We start from the raw sequence: 16,292 nt of genomic DNA, 5'->3' as shown, positions 1-16,292 counted from the left end.
AACGTAACCTTAATATTAAGCAGGGGCACCGAAAAACGAGCCAAATTCCAAAAAATCGGCTCGTTTATGATCCCTTAATCACCTTGTCTATTATAACACATTTTTTGAGTTTATTAAGATTCAGCAAATAAAAATCAAAAGAGAAATTATTTTGCCTGCAGTGCATACAAATATATTGAGCTAATCGGCATGATTTGATTAAATGCTCTTTTTCAGTTGCCCCTGTTCATCCTCTTAACTTCGCCGAAATCTCTGCGCAGGCCCGCATGATCAAAGTTCCCCACTCCGTAAACCTTTCCGACGTCGAGCGGTTGGATGGCCAAGCAATGCTAATAGCCGCAGCCTCTCGCCCCGGATAACTCTGGACCACTGCAGCAATTGAATGCACGCCATTGGCAATTTCATCCTTGGCGATGGCATAGCCCCGCTTGCGGCATTCCTCTAACTCTTGCATTAAAGCCTGCACGTTTACGATAGTCTTTTTTGTAAATGCTTCAAAGGGCAGGCACTTTGCCAATATGCTTTCTACCTTGTCCTCAGACAGGCTGGCCAACATCACCTTTCCGGCTGCCGTACAATACATCGGAGCGCGGTCACCTACTTTTATTCCGTTATGAATATGAGATGATTCTATCTTTTGCACATACAGGACTTTTCTTTCGTCCAGTACCGTAAGATTGACAGTCTCTTTGGTCTTCTCAGCCAGCTTAGTCATTACCGGCCAGACACACTCCCGGATTCCCGTCTTCTCCAAGACATCATGCCCTACCCGCAAGAACTTATATGCTAGCAAGTAATCCCCGTTAGCAGCATCCTGGTACAGATAGCCGCAAGCCTCAAGAGTCTGAGCCAGCCGGCAGACAGTACTTTTCGGCATCTCAAGCTGAAGACTTAGCTCTTTAAGGCTGATCCTCCCTTTATCAGCCACGCGATCAAGTATTTCCATAGCCTTTTTTACAGATAGAATCATAGCTAGTGCTCCATTCGTAAAATTTTAGCCACAACGGCGAACTACCCCCGCTCATCAATCCACGGACCGTCATCTACTCTGAACTGCTTGTGGCAGAATGGGCACTCTAGCTCTATCCCTGCATGCCTCAACTCGTAGTCGCAATAAAACTTGCCATGGCAATCCGGACACTCGATCCAGAATATTCTGTCCATCTAAGTTCCTCCTTACTGTGCGTGTTTACGCTACCTATACTCACAGCTTATACATACTTTGCTGATACACATTCGCTTTCAACTTAATCTAGCCACTCTTCAGGGCGAACTGCGTCCAAAGCTTGCCCCGGTACGCGAAACATTACCGGAAATGGTTTATCTAAGGGCCGAGTCGCATCAATAATCATCTTACTATACCCCATTTCGGTGTTGAAAACCGAGCGCCCCACATTGTCAATTACGTTTACATCCCTTTTGGGATTAACCATAGAGAGAGCAGCCCAGATTACATCTGTCTCATTAAAAACATCGATGTCATCATCGACCACAACGACAGCCTGGAAGGTCCAAGATTCATTGAGAGCGACGAGCGCCGTTTGTTTTCCCTGTCCTTCCTTTACCTTCTTGATGGAGACATAACACGAAAGCCTTCCGATCCCTGACATAGGCATATGAACCGCCGTGACATTCCCAACTTTGGATTGCAAAGTGTTAAAGACGCTTCCTTCTTTGGGAATGGCACCTAAATTCCAGTGTTCGTGGTGCCCGGAAAAAACGTCCTGCATGATAGCTTCCCGGCGGCGCGTGATCGCTTTGACCTGCATAGCCTGACGCAGGCACTGCGCCTGATAATGACGGGTCACTTCCCCGAACGGATCCACTATTTCTTTAACCCCTGGAATGATTTCCCCTTCAATAATTATTTCGGCATCAGCCGGCACTAGGAAGTCCTTACCCCAGGTCACGGATGGTGCCAGCCTTAGCGGTTCTCCTAAGAAACCGCCGATAGCTTCATAATCATCGCGTTCGAACCCGGTCAGAGCAAGCGACCCAAGATAGAAAGCAGGGTGGTGTCCTAAAATTGTAATAATCGGTGCCGAAATGCCCAACTCTTCATAGCGGTTAAGAATTCTTTCGAGGTGGGGAGAATGGATAGAAACACCCAAATAATCCGGTTTCCCCTTATAAAAGTTCTTGATAAAACTTAGGTCATAGTTGCCGCTGTCCGGGTCTTTCATACAACAGGTCATTGTCAGCACAGGCCCTAAATCCATTTCATAGTGCCGTACGATCGGCAAAGACCCAACATCCACCGCTTCTCCTGTCACGACCACTTCCTGAACCGGTGCTCCTTCTTTAATTAGTTCAGGAAGAGTGAACAGCCTTTCCCGCCGTGCGTATTCGAGACTCAACGGCATTTTGGCGTCTTTCGGCTCTAAATCGAGAGCCAAGGCACAACGCTCCCTGCTGGCAAAAATATTCGAAACCAATTGCATTTCTGAAGAAGCTCCATCTACATTTTCCGTTTCCTTAAACAAAACCGCCGGAAACCGTTCCTGCTTAGTCAGATTCTCGAGCAAGGCTGTAACTTCGAAGTGTTGGGGACTGATCTTTCGTGAGACAGTCTTCAGTTCTTCCGGATATTTCTCCCTGAGTAGTTCTAAAAAATTGCTTAAATCTTTAGGCACCAGGCAGACCTCCTTTAACAAATTTCTTTTTCTTCTGCACGTTCTGATTACGCCTTTCGCCTTTTCCGTTTAATAATGTGGAACGTAGTTTAACCATATGGCATATTAATCGTAGCATGGGCACACCCCTTTGACAATGTAGTTCAAGGGCCATATCGGACTATTCAACACCTGAAAATATTAATTAGGGCGTTATTTGCTTGATAAAACAAAAAAGTAGCCCACCCTGAAACGCAGCTACTTTTTCATTCTCTTTAATTGGCGCCACTTGCACAGCTGGTTATACCAGAGCGGAACGTTCCCTCGTTAGCAGCACTACTCCGATGGCATTGTCACGGCTCCAATCAGGTTTAGCCCAGTAAAGGGATGCCTTTTTACCTCCTGTTTTAGTTAAGCGGCGCTCGATTTCCTCGCGCAGATAGCGGTTGGCTGCCACCCCTCCTACAATTAAAACTTCCCTGATTCCGGTGGATTCAATCCCCTCTAGAATTAACTTGCTAATAGTACGGGCTACACACCCTTCCACAGCCCTGGCCACATCAGCAGGAGGTGTGCCCTGTTCCAACAGGCGGCGGGCTGCTGTTTCTACGCCTGAGAAACTCACATCGAAGCCCTGTACGGAAGACGGGAGCAAAGACTCGGCACCAGGGCGCGCTTGCTGAGCCAACTTTTCTAAGGCAGGCCCAGCCGGAAACGGAAGACCAAGGAGAACACCTACCCTATCTACAAACTGCCCAGCGTGGAGATCGGTGGTGCCGCCAAGAATCTTAATTTTAAAACTACCTGGGCTCTCTTTTTCCACCAGCAGGAGTTCCGTCGTTCCACCGGAAATATGTACTGCAAGTATCTTAGAGAAATTAGGATCATCAACCACTACAGGGACTGAACTATTTAGAAAAGTCCCTTGAGAAGAACTAGTGCCCTCACGCAGATTCGAAGACAGATCACATGAGTAAATCCCCGCCGCCACATGCCCTTCCTGGTGGGTTGTTTCAAAGAGAGTTACCCCCCGAGCGCTCGCAATCCCTGCCGCTACAGCGTATCCCGCCGTGAAGACCGGCATGTAAGAGCCTTCCTGCGGACGCGGTTTCATGCTGACGCCCACACCACCGAGGTCTTGCCATAATTCCGAAGGAATTGTTTGAACCAACTGAGGAAGGTTTTGCACATGCTGAAAAAAAGCGGCTGATTGGGCCAAGCCTGTCTCTCCCTGGGGAACATCGAGGACACGCCTGGCTTCCCAAATCAGCCCGTGCTCATTCACAACCGCGAGCGATGTAGTATAAGCGCTGGTATCTATGCCAAGGAAATTCATCAGGAATCCCCCTGCTTTTCCTTGCCACTCTCATCTAACAACCTGTCAAGAACTCCATTTATAAACTTAGCTGATTCCGCTCCGCCAAAACGTTTTGCCAGTTCTATCGCTTCATTAAGGCTGACCGGACCTGGTATATCCGGACGATAAAGCACTTCGAATGCTGCTAGGCGTAAAAGGTTGCGGTCCACCCCGGCCATTCTCTCAACCTTCCATTCAGGTGCAAGTTCCCCCAGCCGCCGGTCAATTTCCGGTAACTTGTCCAATGTTCCTCGAACAAGTTCCAAGGCGAAGGGAACACTGGTATCAGGCACACTGAATTCAGCAGCCCAGTGTTTAACCACTGTTTCCACTTCTTGTTCATCTTTCGTTAGGTCTAACTGAAAAAGAACCTGCAGAGCGGTCTCGCGAGCCAGTCTCCTACTCATCTTTTGCCTCCAGTCGAAGTAATGTCCTACCAAAAATGTACTCTGCGATTGTGCTACCTATTAAAAAAACGCTCAAGCCAAGCAGGCAGGTCTCTGTGCTCATCATAGCGCTTACCCAGGAAAAAACCGACTATAATAAATAATGACAAAATAACAACCTGCCAAAACCCAATGATCACTACCAGAAAGCCTAGCAAGAGACCTACACCTGTGCCAATCAATTTTCCCGGGTGCGTTTCTAATGCCCAGAGAAAAAACCGGGTCATTTTCTCCCCCAGTTGGGCCCAAAAACCACTCATTTTACGCGGGCTGGGCGCATGTTTTCAAGACTGCGCACCAGCACCTTCACCTCAGCTACCCGGATTCCGGTATAATGTTCAACATCCTCTTTAACCCGAAGTTGCAGTTCTTCCGCAGTTACAGGGATTACTACTTCCGGGTTAAGCTGGCTGATCACTGTTATTTCCAGGCCGTCCTCGCGCGGCTTTAGATTCGCGGACACACTGCGAACCCCTTGTACATTTTGCGCGCCCTGGCTAATGATCTCTTGCACCGCTTCCTGAGTAACCCTGACTTCCCCGTGCTTGGAAATTGTGTTAAAGACCAGAGCAGGGGTCTGGCGCGGGCGAAAAAAGAGCAAAAGTCCGAGCAATAACAGCAGCAAGGCAACTGCTGCACTTTCCCAGGTATTATATTTTATCCAATCCAAGCCCCCGACAAGCACCGCATAGGGCCAAACCCAGCCTGTGGCAATTGCGAAAACCCAAACCGCAATGAGTACCAACAAGGCTCCAAACGCGTATCCTAACATAGTGCCACCTCTTTCAGAAACCCCCCCTGGCTTGCCAGGGGGGGTTTATTACTACTTCAGACGGTGTTCTTCTTCGGTTTTATCCGGCAAGGCCCGGAAGTTGACACCCTGTACATGTACGTTCACTTCCACTACTGCAAGCCCTGTCATACTCTCAATGGCATCCTTCACCGCTTCCTGAACTTTGACCGCCACTTCTGGAATCAATACGCCATATTCAACTACGAGATAGATGTCTACCGCCGTCTCTTGTTCTCCAACTTCAACCTTGACACCTTTGGCTAAATTCTTATTGCGCCCGAGCATGTGCGCCAAATCTCCGACGAAGCCGCCGCTCATGCCTGCAACTCCATCTACTTCAGAGGCGGCCAACCCAGCGATAATCTCGACTACTTCATCAGCAATTCTAATCGCCCCCAGCGAACCTCCCAGTACTTGTTTCTCCATGCCGTCACCTCTTTTGCCGAATTTAACCAATAATTCATTATTTATTATAGCAGAATAACGGGTACCTGGCAAAGTGCCTTTGGGTAAGATTTTTATAAATCAGGTCATCCAGGATTACTCCCCTAAAATCCGGCGCTGAATGAAGTTAGTATACACTTCTCCGCGCCTGAAAAAAGCATTATCCAATACTTTCAGGTGAAAAGGGATGGTCGTTGGCACGCCTTCCACCACAAATTCCTGCAAAGCCCGCTTCATGCGCTGGATGGCTTCTTCACGGTCAGCACCCCACGTAATCACTTTTCCGATCATGGAGTCATAATAAGGAGTGATCGTATACCCTTGGTAAACAGCACTGTCCACACGTACTCCTGGGCCTCCCGGAGGGTGGTAAATTTCCACGGTGCCAGGCATAGGGATGAAGTTCTTATCGGGGTTTTCCGCATTAATGCGGCACTCGATCGCCCAACCGCGGATTTGCACATCCTCCTGGTTAAGATTCAGCGGTTCGTCAGCCGCAATTCTTATTTGCTCTTTCACCAGATCCAACCCGGTAACAAGTTCTGTTACCGGATGCTCGACCTGAATGCGGGTATTCATCTCGATAAAATAAAATTTCCCATGCCTGTCGAGCAAAAACTCTACCGTACCAGCGCTATAATAATTGGCCGCCTGAGCTGCTTTAATGGCAGCTTCCCCCATTTGCGCCCTGAGCTCCGGGGTTAAGGCGCTGGAAGGGGCTTCTTCAAGCAGTTTTTGATTTCTTCTCTGCAAAGAACAGTCGCGTTCTCCTAAATGAATGACATGACCGTGTTTGTCAGCCAATATCTGAAACTCGATGTGCCTGGGCTCTTCCACATATTTCTCAAGATAAATTTCAGAGTTGCCAAAAGCAGCCTGAGCTTCAGCCTGCGCCGCCTGAATGGCTTTACCCAGTTCTTTCGAATTCTGAGCAATGCGCATCCCCTTGCCGCCTCCGCCCGCCGATGCCTTAATCATGACCGGGTAGCCGATGTCGGCAGCGATTTTAGCTGCAGTCTCGACATCCGTGATTAATTCTTTGGATCCCGGAACAACCGGGACTCCGGCTTCGATCATCGTCTTGCGCGCTTTGGCCTTATCGCCCATTATTTCAATTGCCGTGGCCGCGGGGCCGATAAATGTAATCCCGCACGACTCGCAGATTTCTGCAAAACGGGCGTTTTCTGCCAAAAAACCATAGCCGGGATGGATTGCATCCACACCGGTCAGTTCAGCGGCACTGATAATATTAGGGATATTAAGATAGCTCCTAACACTGTGAGCCGGGCCGATACAAACAGCCTGATCCGCTTCTCTTACATGCAAAGCGTCCCGGTCTGTTTCTGAAAACACAGCCACCGTCTCAATCTCCAGTTCCCGGCAGGCCCGGATAATGCGCAGGGCAATCTCGCCCCTGTTCGCGATAAGGATCTTTCTAAACATAACATTCTCCTTATTTTTGAATCTTAAAAAGGGGTTGGCCATATTCCACCGGTTGCCCGTTATCAACTAATATCTCTACTACTTTACCCTCAATTTCAGCTTCAATCTCATTCATGAGTTTCATAGCCTCTATAATGCAGACCGCTTGCCCTTCACGCACATGCTGACCTAGTTCTACAAAGGCGGGCGCATCAGGGGCAGCTGCGCGGTAAAAAGTGCCAACCATAGGCGAAGTAATATATTCACCTTCGTCAGCCTCCGCCCTATTCATTGCTTGAGGGGTCTCAGAAGTAAGAACAGGAGCAACCTGCACAGGTGCAGCCACAGGTGCAGCCGGGGCTGTAACTGGAAGCGCAACGGCCATAGCTGTCCCTTTGCGAATAGAAACTTTTACTCCTTCACTTTCTAGATTCAATTCTGAGATTTCAGTTCCATCTATAATCCGAATTAGCTCTTTAATCTCGCTTAAGTTCATTTTTTTAGAATCCTCCTTTGATCTAAGGGTCGGAGCTGAAATAGGCGCTGATGCTGGCGCAGGCACGACGGGCGCTGGCCTAGCAACTGCAGTTAAAGCGCCGCCCTGCTGCCTTTCTTCCAGAAACTTCTTGGCTACCTGAGGAAAGAGAGCATAGCTTAGGACATCTTCTTTCGAGAGGGCAAATGACGCACTCTCTCTTTCAGCTTTGGCCAAGCCCGGTTCGAGGAGATCAGCCGGTCTCACCGTAACAACTTCATCGTCTCCGATGATTTTTTTCTGAATCTCAGGATTGATTGAAGCTGGCGGGCAGCCGTACAATCCCCGCACATAAGCCTTAACTTCTCCAGGCACTAATTTATAGCGTACCCCGCTCAACACATTTAATACGGCCTGAGTGCCTACGATTTGACTGGTTGGAGTTACCAAGGGCGGGTAGCCCAGATCAGCGCGCACTTTCGGGATCTCGGACAGGACATCATGAATACGGTCAATAGCCTTTTGTTCTTCAAGCTGGGAGATCAGATTGGTGATCATCCCCCCCGGCACTTGGTGTTCAAAGACACGCATATCTGAAATACGCGTAACTCCCCGCTCAAAGCCTTTATTTTTACGCAGATTATCAAAATACTGGGCTAGCCTGAATAGCTGATGAATATCTAGCCCGGAGGAAAACTCCGAATCCTGCAAGGCTCTGACAACTGTCTCCACCGGAGGCTGGCTGGCCCCGAAGGCTAATGGCACACTCGCAGTATCAATTACATCTACCCCTGCTTCCGCAGCCTTCAAATAAGCGCCAACCGCCATGCCACCGATATAGTGGCTGTGGAGCTGGATCATCACTCCCAGTTCACGCTTGAACAGGGACACTAACTCATAGGCCTTAAACGGAGTGAGCAAGCCGGCCATATCCTTGATGCAGAGGGAATCCGCGCCTAACTCCACCAGCTCGCGCGCAGTCTCCAGGTAATGCTCAATGGTGTGAACAGGGCTTACCGTGTACACAACCGCCGCTTGTACATGCGCGCCTGCCTTTTTGGCAGCCTTCATCGGCACGACCATATTGCGCACGTCATTAAGGGCATCGAAAATGCGGATAATGTCAATCCCGTTTTTCACAGACAGAGAGACAAACTCCTCAACGATGTCATCAGGGTAATGCTGATACCCGACTAGAGATTGCCCCCGCAGGAGCATCTGCAAAGGGGTTTTGTGTACATGCCGTTTAATCGTACGCAAGCGCTCCCATGGGTCTTCTCCAAGGTAACGCAAACACACGTCAAAAGTAGCGCCCCCCCAGACTTCAAGGGAGTGATACCCAACTTCATCCAGTTCAGCTAAAACCGGCAGCATGTCTTCAGTGCGCATACGGGTAGCCCAAAGGCTTTGATGTGCATCCCTCAAAGTAGTGTCTGTAATCTTAACAGATTTCACTGCCGTTTCCCCTTTCTTATTCTCCTAAATTTAAAGTCATTTCCTGCTCCGGGTGAATTTTTTCACCTTTAGTTGCCTACATTAAAGTGAAGATAATGACCCTTACGCCCAGATAAGTGCACCTAAACTTAAGATAGAGTTAAAAACTCCATCTCAGGTAAGTCTTCTTTATTATATGGGTCAGCAGGCTCTTTTTCAATTAAATAACGGAAAGTATACAGTATTTGTGCCTTTTTCTGTCCTTTAATGAATCGCCCTTTTCTTAAAGCTTCCGCCCATGACATCATGCACATCGGTTATCGTCACAAATGCATTCGGATCGGTTTCATCAATAATTGATTTAAGTTTCGCGACTTCCAAGCGGGTCACAACGGAATAAAGCGCCCCCTTTGCTTCTTTGCTGTAGCAGCCTTTTCCTTCTAACCTAGTAACTCCCCGTCCTAAACGAGCCATCAATCGTTCAGAAATCTTTTCCGGATGATCCGATACGATCATAACCGCTTTTGATTCATCCAACCCTTCGATCGTCAGATCGATAACCTTAAACGCAATAAAATAGGCAATTAAAGAATACATGGACTTATCCCAGCCAAAAACGAAACCAGCACTGCTTAGAATAAAAAGGTTAAAAAACATAACAATTTCTCCAACCGAAAAGCTCGATTTTTTAGAGAAAATGATCGCTACTATTTCCGTTCCATCTAACGAACCCCCATATCGAATAATTAGCCCTACCCCTATACCTACGATAATCCCACCGAATACTGCTGCTAGAAGCACATCCTGGGTCAAACCCGGCACAGGGTGAAGAACAGATACTCCGATCGCGAGGCTGCTTACCGCGAAAGCAGTGGAAAGCACGAAGGTTTTTCCGATTTGGTAATATCCGAAAATTAAGAAAGGCAAGTTTAAGATAAGAATAAAAATTCCCAAGGGTGTTTTCGTAAGATAGCTTAAGATAATCGATATCCCAATAATCCCGCCGTCAACAATGTTATTCGGAACTAAGAATATTTCTAAGCCCACTGAAGCAAAGGCTGCACCCAGTAACAAAAAGCTATATTTCTTTATATTGCGCCAAACACGCTTTTTTCCCATTCTCTTCCTCCTTTTCAAAATCCCAGTCTAGAAATATTTTATTATAAAATCCCTAGGCGCACAACTATACAGGTCTTAGGGCGGTCAATAAAAAAGGCTGCCCTACTTAACAGCAAGGCAACTTCAAGAATTAGCATTAAAAAGTTGGCACGATGCATGCCCTGTACAGCCGACAACCTCTTATAATACCGGTTATTTCCTAAAGGAGCTTTAGGGCAAATACTTAGTGACAGTCCTTAACAACTCTTCCGGTCGGAAAGGCTTCACCACAAAATCGAGTGCGCCCAGCTTCAGGGCCTCCCGTACCATGCTTTCCTGAGCAATGGCGCTGCACATCACTACCTTGGCCTTGGGCTCGAGCGCGAGCATCTCTTTAAGAGCGGCTAATCCGTCTAACTCAGGCATGGTAATATCTAATAATACAAGCTCAGGCTTATGCTCCCGAAACAGGCTCACAGCCACTTTGCCGTTTTCTGCTTCCAATATGTCCGTATAACCCCGGCGAGCCAGTATTTGCCGAATCATCAACCGCATAAAACTGGCATCATCCGCTACGAGAATCGTGCTCATACCCCGACGCCCCTCACTCTCACGACTTAAGCAGACGAATTTTTTATTATACCGTATCATACAAAGTTCGATATTTTCAATCGAAACCCCTATGTACTAATAAGTCAAAATACTTCCTATGCTACATCAATAGATAGATTCGCGCTTAATCCTAAATTTCCTTCCCGCTCCCTAAACTTCTATCTACATTAACTTCTATATACATTCTTGTCCGCTGACCAAGCGCAAATTCTTTATGACTAATGCCGGGAAAAGATAGCAATCCGCTCTACTCTGGTCTTTGTAATACGCACTACGACATCTTGAATCAAGTTAACTTCCTCAGGTGTGAGGCCGGGAGTGTAAACAACTACATTTACACTGTCTAAAGCCAAATTCGCGATTGCGTCTTTGAAGCCTTTAATTTTTAAGAGGTTTTCAATTTCACTCTCCTTTTCTATTTTATAACTTAGTTCGAGCCACTTTTCCTGGGCTTGCTGCCTAGTGCTCTCCTCTGAAGAATCCAAAAGTGCCGCGAGCATGTTTTTGCTTTCCTGGCGGAACTTTTCCCGCTCCAAGCGGTAGTTAACAAAATAGTTCTCACCCTTGCCTTCCGGTGGGATAATTTCACTCTGAAAAACAATATTTGATGCGGGGAAGGCATTTACAGGCAAACTGTTCTTCTGGGGAGAGCCGGGAACTGACTCTTTCTTAGCAGTAAAGGCAAAAAGAGCTGCTACCGCAAATATTGCTATGAAAGCTAAGGCCAAGAAGATAATACGCCGCCGTCCTATGATCATGATCACAGGCCTTTCGATCTTGGCCATTTATGCTCCTCCCATCGGCTGTACCGCAATCTTGGCTGCCGGAATGTTGAGCAGGGTACGGACTGCGGTGTGGATTGCTTCCCTGACTTGAGCATCGCGTGCTCCCTCAGCCACGATCAAGACTCCGGCAATTTCCGGGCGTTCCTCCATCACGATGGCCGGCTGAGAAGCTCCGTTGGGTATGACGACCTGGTTGTTTTCGTTTACTTCAGTGGTTTCCCGGGTTCCGCTCTCCTTATCTGTTTCTTTGCTCGTCCGTTTAGTGACATTTTCGTTTCTAACATATTCATTTTTTAAGCTGGTTTCGAGAGTAACAGTGACCTGTACCTGACCCACACCAGCCATCCGCGCAATGGTCGACTGAATTTTGTTTTCTAAATCTTTTTCCAGGGCATTAAGCTTGGTGGTCTGAGCTGTTTCCGGAGTGGTTTTGACTGGGGCCGCGCTAGGGATTGCACTATCCTTGCCAAAAAGAACCAACCCCCCTGAAGCTACGACCACGACAGCGGCTATAACCAGCATCATCACCTCGCGCGGAACAGGCTGATTAGCTTTCTTGTCATTCTTTCCTTCTTCCTTTTTAGCCCCTTCTTTCTTCAACTCCTGCTTATCTTTGCCCCAGATATTAATTTGATTCATAATCTTGCTCATGACGCCGTCCCTCCTTATCATTCCTCAACTATCACCTTATCCTCCGGCAGGCCCATAAAGGATGCCACCTGCTTGCGCATCTTCTGCGCCCGTTCCGAAAGCTCGCTGGGCGGCTGCCCGATCTTAACCGGTTCAATAGGCTTCACTCCACTAAGCTTAATCTTAATCAAGGAAATGCGCGGCTGATCAGTTAGATCCCTTCCGCCCTCTTCCAAGTCAACCTCTACTTGGGCTTCGCTAACTCCCTTTACAGTCATAGCTAGGGCCTGTACCTGATTGACGATAATCCTCCTGAACTGCTCCTGCACCGCATCCTGCCCAGCTCTGGCTCCCTGTCCGTCAGCCATAACCGGCAAATCCTGAGGCGCTGTCATCGTCCAAGCCGGCACCTCCATGGCCAGGGGTGTACGCAAAAGGTCCGTGATCGGTCCGAGCACAGCCGAAATCACGAACAGACCCATCACCAGCTTGACAAAACCGCGCATGGATGTGTTGGGCAACAGCATTTCCAAAAAGCCTGCCAACAGCAGGACTACCGCAATATTGCGCACCAAAGTATGCAAAGTTTCCATCATCTCTAATGACACCTACCTAACTCAACGCAGCATAACGCTCAAATTGCCGGCTCCTACAACCACAGCTACCGTCATAAAAAACATAATTGCCACCGTTGCGACCGAACCTGCAATATTAATCAGGCTCTTAGCCATGCTCTGCAGGCTGTCGGCTAAAGCCTTTTCCCCCAGGGGCTCGATGAGGGCGGCTGAAATCCGGAAAGCAAACATAATAGCCAGAATCTTTATGATCGGGCTTAGGCAGATAAAAGCAATTGCAATAATCGCCACAATTCCCAGGGCATTCTTGATCAAGAGTCCGGAAGTTACCACCAATTCCACAGCATCCTTAAAAAATTTTCCTACCACCGGAATTAGATCGGCTGAATATTTCGCTGTTCGAAGCGCAACCCCGTCCGCAACCCCGCCGGTCACTCCCTGAATCGCCATCAGTCCGATAAACAAAGTAAGGGTAAATCCGAGGCTGATTTTCCCGATAAACTCCATGAACCCGGCTAGCTTGCTCACTTTGAACTGCTCTGAGATATGATTAAACAAATGGAGCACCGCACTTAAGAAAAAAAGAGGCAAAACCACGGTTTTAACTATGGTAGCGAAGAAAGTAAGGCTTCCCATTACCAGTGGCTTGAACAGCGCCGCTGTCGTAAAGTTTCCCATCGTCAACAGCAGGGTCAACATCACGGGGAACGATGCCTGCATCAACCCCACCATTTGGTCAATAGCGTCCCTGCTCATCTTCATTGTTTCTTGGAAAGTGGCTAAAGCTATCCCAAGTAAAACCAGATAAGCCATGATCTCTGACATCTTGCCGATACTGCCCCCGAAGGCGGACTGCAATTGCTGCAGGACGGCACACAAAACAGCTAGAATAAGCAATTTTCCAATTAACGGCCCGGTATTAAGAATCTCACGCGTTAAGAAGGTGAGTAGGGCTTTGCCGAGTTTATCCGGCTGCAAGCTCAATTTTCCTTGTTTTAAATCCTGGAACATTTGACTTAAGGAAAATCCGGGCAAAGAACCCTGCACATCAGCATCTATCTTTTCTAAGAAACCCCTGACTTGCGTAAGATCCAGCTCTTTGGCAATGTCCACACTCCCCGTCGCACCCTGCTCACCGCCTGCAGCCCTTGCGTCCGGGGCTGCCGCTGTTAAGCCTGAGCCCAGAGCAGAGTCTGCCGCCAGCACCGGGGAAGTTGTCCCACTGGAAATTAAAAAAAATAAGAGCATGATCAGAAAACGTACCACTTACATCACCTCACCCTAAGAGCCGGATCAAAGATTCAAGGATGGCCGTAATAATCGGAATTGCCAAAATCAGCACCGTTACTTTGGCTGCAATCTCCACTTTGCTGGCCAGCGCTCCTTCCCCTGCGTCGCGGCAGATTTGGGCTCCAAATTCCGCCACATAAGCGATGCCCACGATCTTGAGCACAATCAGCAAATAGTAAGAACTAATGCTTGCCTGATCAGCCAGGTTTTGGAGAAGGTCTATGATAATTTTTATTTTCCCAAGAATAAGCAAAAATATTGTGACTCCGGCTAGTATGGTCAACTGAAGAGCAATTTCCGGTCGGAACTGGCGCAAGACTGCGCCGAATACTGTGACAATCAGGGCCAGGCCTACGATTTGCCAGATATCCACCATGATCCTCCTAATATAACTGGAATACGCTTTTAACCAAGCTGAACAAGTCCGAAATGGACTGGACCACAATATAGAGGGCCACGACCACTCCCAAAATCGTTACAGCCTGCGCCATTTCGCGGCGGCCTGACTCATTGAGCAGCATCACTAAAATTCCCACCAAGATACCGATCCCGGCGACTGTTAGCACAATGTTAAAACTCATACCCCATCTCCTCCTTGTCAAATTAGAATGATTACTCCGGCAAGGCCGCAGAGAAAACCGAGATAACTCCACATTTTCGCCTGCTTTTCCGCCCAAATCCCTGCTTGTTCCTGGAGCAGAGCGAGCTGCCTTTGCACAAGTTCGAGCTGTTTGTGCTGCTGCTGGCGGTCAGATTGCCCTAAACCCTTGCCGAGATCCTTAATCACTTGCCAATCCTCCAGCTTGAGTGCAAACTGTCTGGATTGTGCCCTCACAACACCCTTCCAGGCCATGGCCGCACTTTCCCCGCTCAGCAGACGGTTCTTGAGTTCGCCGAAGAATCCTTGCCAAGGTCTCTCCACTCGTTCTTCCAAAGATGCGAAGGCCTCGGGCAGCGGCGTAGCTCCCCAGACTATTTCCGTATCCAAAAGAGAAAGGGCCGTCAGGAATTCCCGCAGTTCCCGGGGTCTGCGCCTAATGCGCCCGGCAATGATTAAGCCGATTCCCCCGCAGCCCGTAATTAACCCTACACACCCGAGAATAAGCATAGGCTCCTCCTAAAACTCCAATTACTAAACAATCGGCCCTAGCCCTGCCTTAGTTCCTATCGTCTCTGATCTAGTTTCTTCATAAAGATTACGTCCTGTCAGGGTATCAATAATCCCCGCGATCGTCCCGGGCCCGTGCTGACGGTTTAAGAGCACTATCCGCGTAAAAACTTTCTCCGTAAAGAGGATTTTCAAGGTCGGCCTGTGTAAAGCTTCGTCCCAGGAAGAGGCATGAGCTGTCGCTAATATTTTCACCCCTGTGCGCAGTGCATCGGCGAGCGCAGATACATCATCCGGATGACCCAATTCATCCACTGCTATAATCTGGGGAGCCATTGAGCGCACGAGCATACTCATCCCTATCCCCTTAGGGCATCCGTCTAAAACATCTGTACGCGGTCCAAGATTATACGTGGGAATTCCCTGGCGCATCCCGGCCAATTCCCCCCGCTCATCCACAACGCCGACAGTCTGACCCCTGAGTCCCAGCTCAGGGATCCCTGTGCTAAGGAGGTAAATCAAATCCCTTAGCAAAGTGGTTTTACCCGCCCGGGGAGCAGAGAGCATAAGAGTATGACAGAAATCTCCGTCAGACTTTAACAGAAAAGGTATGACCCCCCTGGCACTGCCCCTGATTTCCCTGGCCAGGCGAAAGTTAAGCGCGGATATGTGCTTGAGGGTTTGGACTTCCTTGCCTCTTAAAATAGCTTCTCCGGCAATCCCGACCCTGTGCCCCCCCGGCAGCGTAAAAAAGCCTTGTTTCAATTCCTCCTCCGCCGCATACAATGAGCTTTGCGTCAGCCGTTCCAGGGTTAAAGCCAAGTCTTCACGACTTACTAAGTAACCTTCTTTTTGGCGGCTAGGGACTCCGAGAGCATTCAGAAAAATGTCGCGCCCGCTGCCTTGAAGCAAAAGAGGTTGTCCGACACGCACCCGGATTTCCTCAACTTCCGCCAGAGCAACCTTTCTGATCTGGGCAAAGATTATATTTAAGTTCCCTCCAAACCAGGGCGTCACCCCAGCCCATTCAAGCGTTGAGGATAGATTAGTATGCAGCAACAACCTTTGTCCCTCCTTAATAGAAAAGGTATGTGCAAGTTGTTCGTTTTAGACATGCTTTAGATGCGGGACTTGTCATTTTAAATTAGTTAGAGCCCGGTTTTATAACCAGGCTCGTTATCGAATAAATGTAAGTACTCAGTAGCCAGGAG

The 16,292-nt window shown here is 48.4% G+C and carries 19 protein-coding genes; all 19 read right to left on the bottom strand.

Translation table 11 applies throughout. The features are described from left to right. Window positions 1–226: 226 nt before the first annotated feature. Window positions 227–970 carry an IclR family transcriptional regulator gene (locus ACYQ2N_RS17020; protein ID WP_460000612.1) on the bottom strand — a complete coding sequence of 248 codons (744 nt, stop codon included), beginning with the start codon at window positions 968–970 and terminating at the stop codon, window positions 227–229. Window positions 971–1,247: 277 nt separating this feature from the next. Then, on the bottom strand, window positions 1,248–2,633 hold the full coding sequence (locus ACYQ2N_RS17015) for a UbiD family decarboxylase domain-containing protein (protein ID WP_460000611.1): 1,386 nt from the start codon (window positions 2,631–2,633) through the stop codon (window positions 1,248–1,250). 280 nt (window positions 2,634–2,913) lie between these two features. Further along, on the bottom strand, window positions 2,914–3,948 hold the full coding sequence (locus ACYQ2N_RS17010; RefSeq protein WP_460000610.1) for a Kae1-like domain-containing protein: 1,035 nt from the start codon (window positions 3,946–3,948) through the stop codon (window positions 2,914–2,916). Next, window positions 3,948–4,376, bottom strand: a complete 429-nt coding sequence (gene nusB / locus ACYQ2N_RS17005) for a transcription antitermination factor NusB (protein WP_460000609.1) — start codon at window positions 4,374–4,376, stop codon at window positions 3,948–3,950. Before nusB ends, ACYQ2N_RS17010 begins: the two co-directional genes overlap by 1 nt. 53 nt (window positions 4,377–4,429) lie before the next feature. Then, window positions 4,430–4,642 carry a DUF2273 domain-containing protein gene (locus tag ACYQ2N_RS17000; protein ID WP_460000608.1) on the bottom strand — a complete coding sequence of 71 codons (213 nt, stop codon included), beginning with the start codon at window positions 4,640–4,642 and terminating at the stop codon, window positions 4,430–4,432. 29 nt (window positions 4,643–4,671) lie between these two features. Then, on the bottom strand, window positions 4,672–5,187 hold the full coding sequence (gene amaP / locus ACYQ2N_RS16995; RefSeq protein WP_460000607.1) for an alkaline shock response membrane anchor protein AmaP: 516 nt from the start codon (window positions 5,185–5,187) through the stop codon (window positions 4,672–4,674). 51 nt (window positions 5,188–5,238) lie between these two features. Then, window positions 5,239–5,634: an Asp23/Gls24 family envelope stress response protein gene (locus ACYQ2N_RS16990; protein WP_460000606.1), complete on the bottom strand. Its 396-nt coding sequence runs from the start codon at window positions 5,632–5,634 to the stop codon at window positions 5,239–5,241. A gap of 114 nt (window positions 5,635–5,748) precedes the next feature. Beyond that, the gene (gene accC, locus ACYQ2N_RS16985; RefSeq protein WP_460000605.1) at window positions 5,749–7,095 is read right to left on the bottom strand and encodes an acetyl-CoA carboxylase biotin carboxylase subunit; all 1,347 of its coding nucleotides are present in this window, start codon (window positions 7,093–7,095) and stop codon (window positions 5,749–5,751) included. 10 nt (window positions 7,096–7,105) lie between these two features. Beyond that, a complete protein-coding gene (gene accB / locus ACYQ2N_RS16980) occupies window positions 7,106–9,004 on the bottom strand; it encodes an acetyl-CoA carboxylase biotin carboxyl carrier protein (protein WP_460000604.1) in 1,899 nt (632 codons plus the stop codon). A 243-nt stretch (window positions 9,005–9,247) separates the two neighbouring features. Next, window positions 9,248–10,102 carry a YitT family protein gene (locus ACYQ2N_RS16975; protein WP_460000603.1) on the bottom strand — a complete coding sequence of 285 codons (855 nt, stop codon included), beginning with the start codon at window positions 10,100–10,102 and terminating at the stop codon, window positions 9,248–9,250. A gap of 210 nt (window positions 10,103–10,312) precedes the next feature. After that, complete coding sequence (locus tag ACYQ2N_RS16970; RefSeq protein ID WP_460000602.1) at window positions 10,313–10,672, bottom strand: response regulator; 360 nt, start codon at window positions 10,670–10,672, stop codon at window positions 10,313–10,315. A gap of 239 nt (window positions 10,673–10,911) precedes the next feature. Then, the gene (locus ACYQ2N_RS16965) at window positions 10,912–11,478 is read right to left on the bottom strand and encodes a SpoIIIAH-like family protein (protein WP_460000601.1); all 567 of its coding nucleotides are present in this window, start codon (window positions 11,476–11,478) and stop codon (window positions 10,912–10,914) included. Then, a complete protein-coding gene (locus ACYQ2N_RS16960; RefSeq protein ID WP_460000600.1) occupies window positions 11,479–12,129 on the bottom strand; it encodes a stage III sporulation protein AH in 651 nt (216 codons plus the stop codon). It lies immediately after the preceding gene. A 17-nt stretch (window positions 12,130–12,146) separates the two neighbouring features. Then, entirely contained in the window at window positions 12,147–12,701 is a 555-nt protein-coding gene (locus tag ACYQ2N_RS16955) for a stage III sporulation protein AF (RefSeq protein WP_460001744.1), read from the bottom strand. 24 nt (window positions 12,702–12,725) lie between these two features. Then, a complete protein-coding gene (spoIIIAE, locus tag ACYQ2N_RS16950) occupies window positions 12,726–13,949 on the bottom strand; it encodes a stage III sporulation protein AE (protein WP_460000599.1) in 1,224 nt (407 codons plus the stop codon). A gap of 10 nt (window positions 13,950–13,959) precedes the next feature. Further along, entirely contained in the window at window positions 13,960–14,346 is a 387-nt protein-coding gene (gene spoIIIAD / locus ACYQ2N_RS16945; protein ID WP_460000598.1) for a stage III sporulation protein AD, read from the bottom strand. A 10-nt stretch (window positions 14,347–14,356) separates the two neighbouring features. Beyond that, on the bottom strand, window positions 14,357–14,554 hold the full coding sequence (gene spoIIIAC, locus ACYQ2N_RS16940; protein WP_460000597.1) for a stage III sporulation protein AC: 198 nt from the start codon (window positions 14,552–14,554) through the stop codon (window positions 14,357–14,359). 17 nt (window positions 14,555–14,571) lie between these two features. After that, window positions 14,572–15,081, bottom strand: a complete 510-nt coding sequence (locus ACYQ2N_RS16935; RefSeq protein ID WP_460000596.1) for a stage III sporulation protein AB — start codon at window positions 15,079–15,081, stop codon at window positions 14,572–14,574. A 24-nt stretch (window positions 15,082–15,105) separates the two neighbouring features. Continuing rightward, window positions 15,106–16,143, bottom strand: coding sequence for a stage III sporulation protein AA (gene spoIIIAA / locus ACYQ2N_RS16930; RefSeq protein ID WP_460000595.1), 1,038 nt, complete (start codon window positions 16,141–16,143; stop codon window positions 15,106–15,108). Window positions 16,144–16,292: the final 149 nt, after the last annotated feature.

The sequence above is a fragment of the Paradesulfitobacterium aromaticivorans genome, assembly GCF_054657415.1.
Note: the sequence above shows the minus strand (reverse complement) of the source record. Positions and strands in the feature narration are given on the sequence as shown.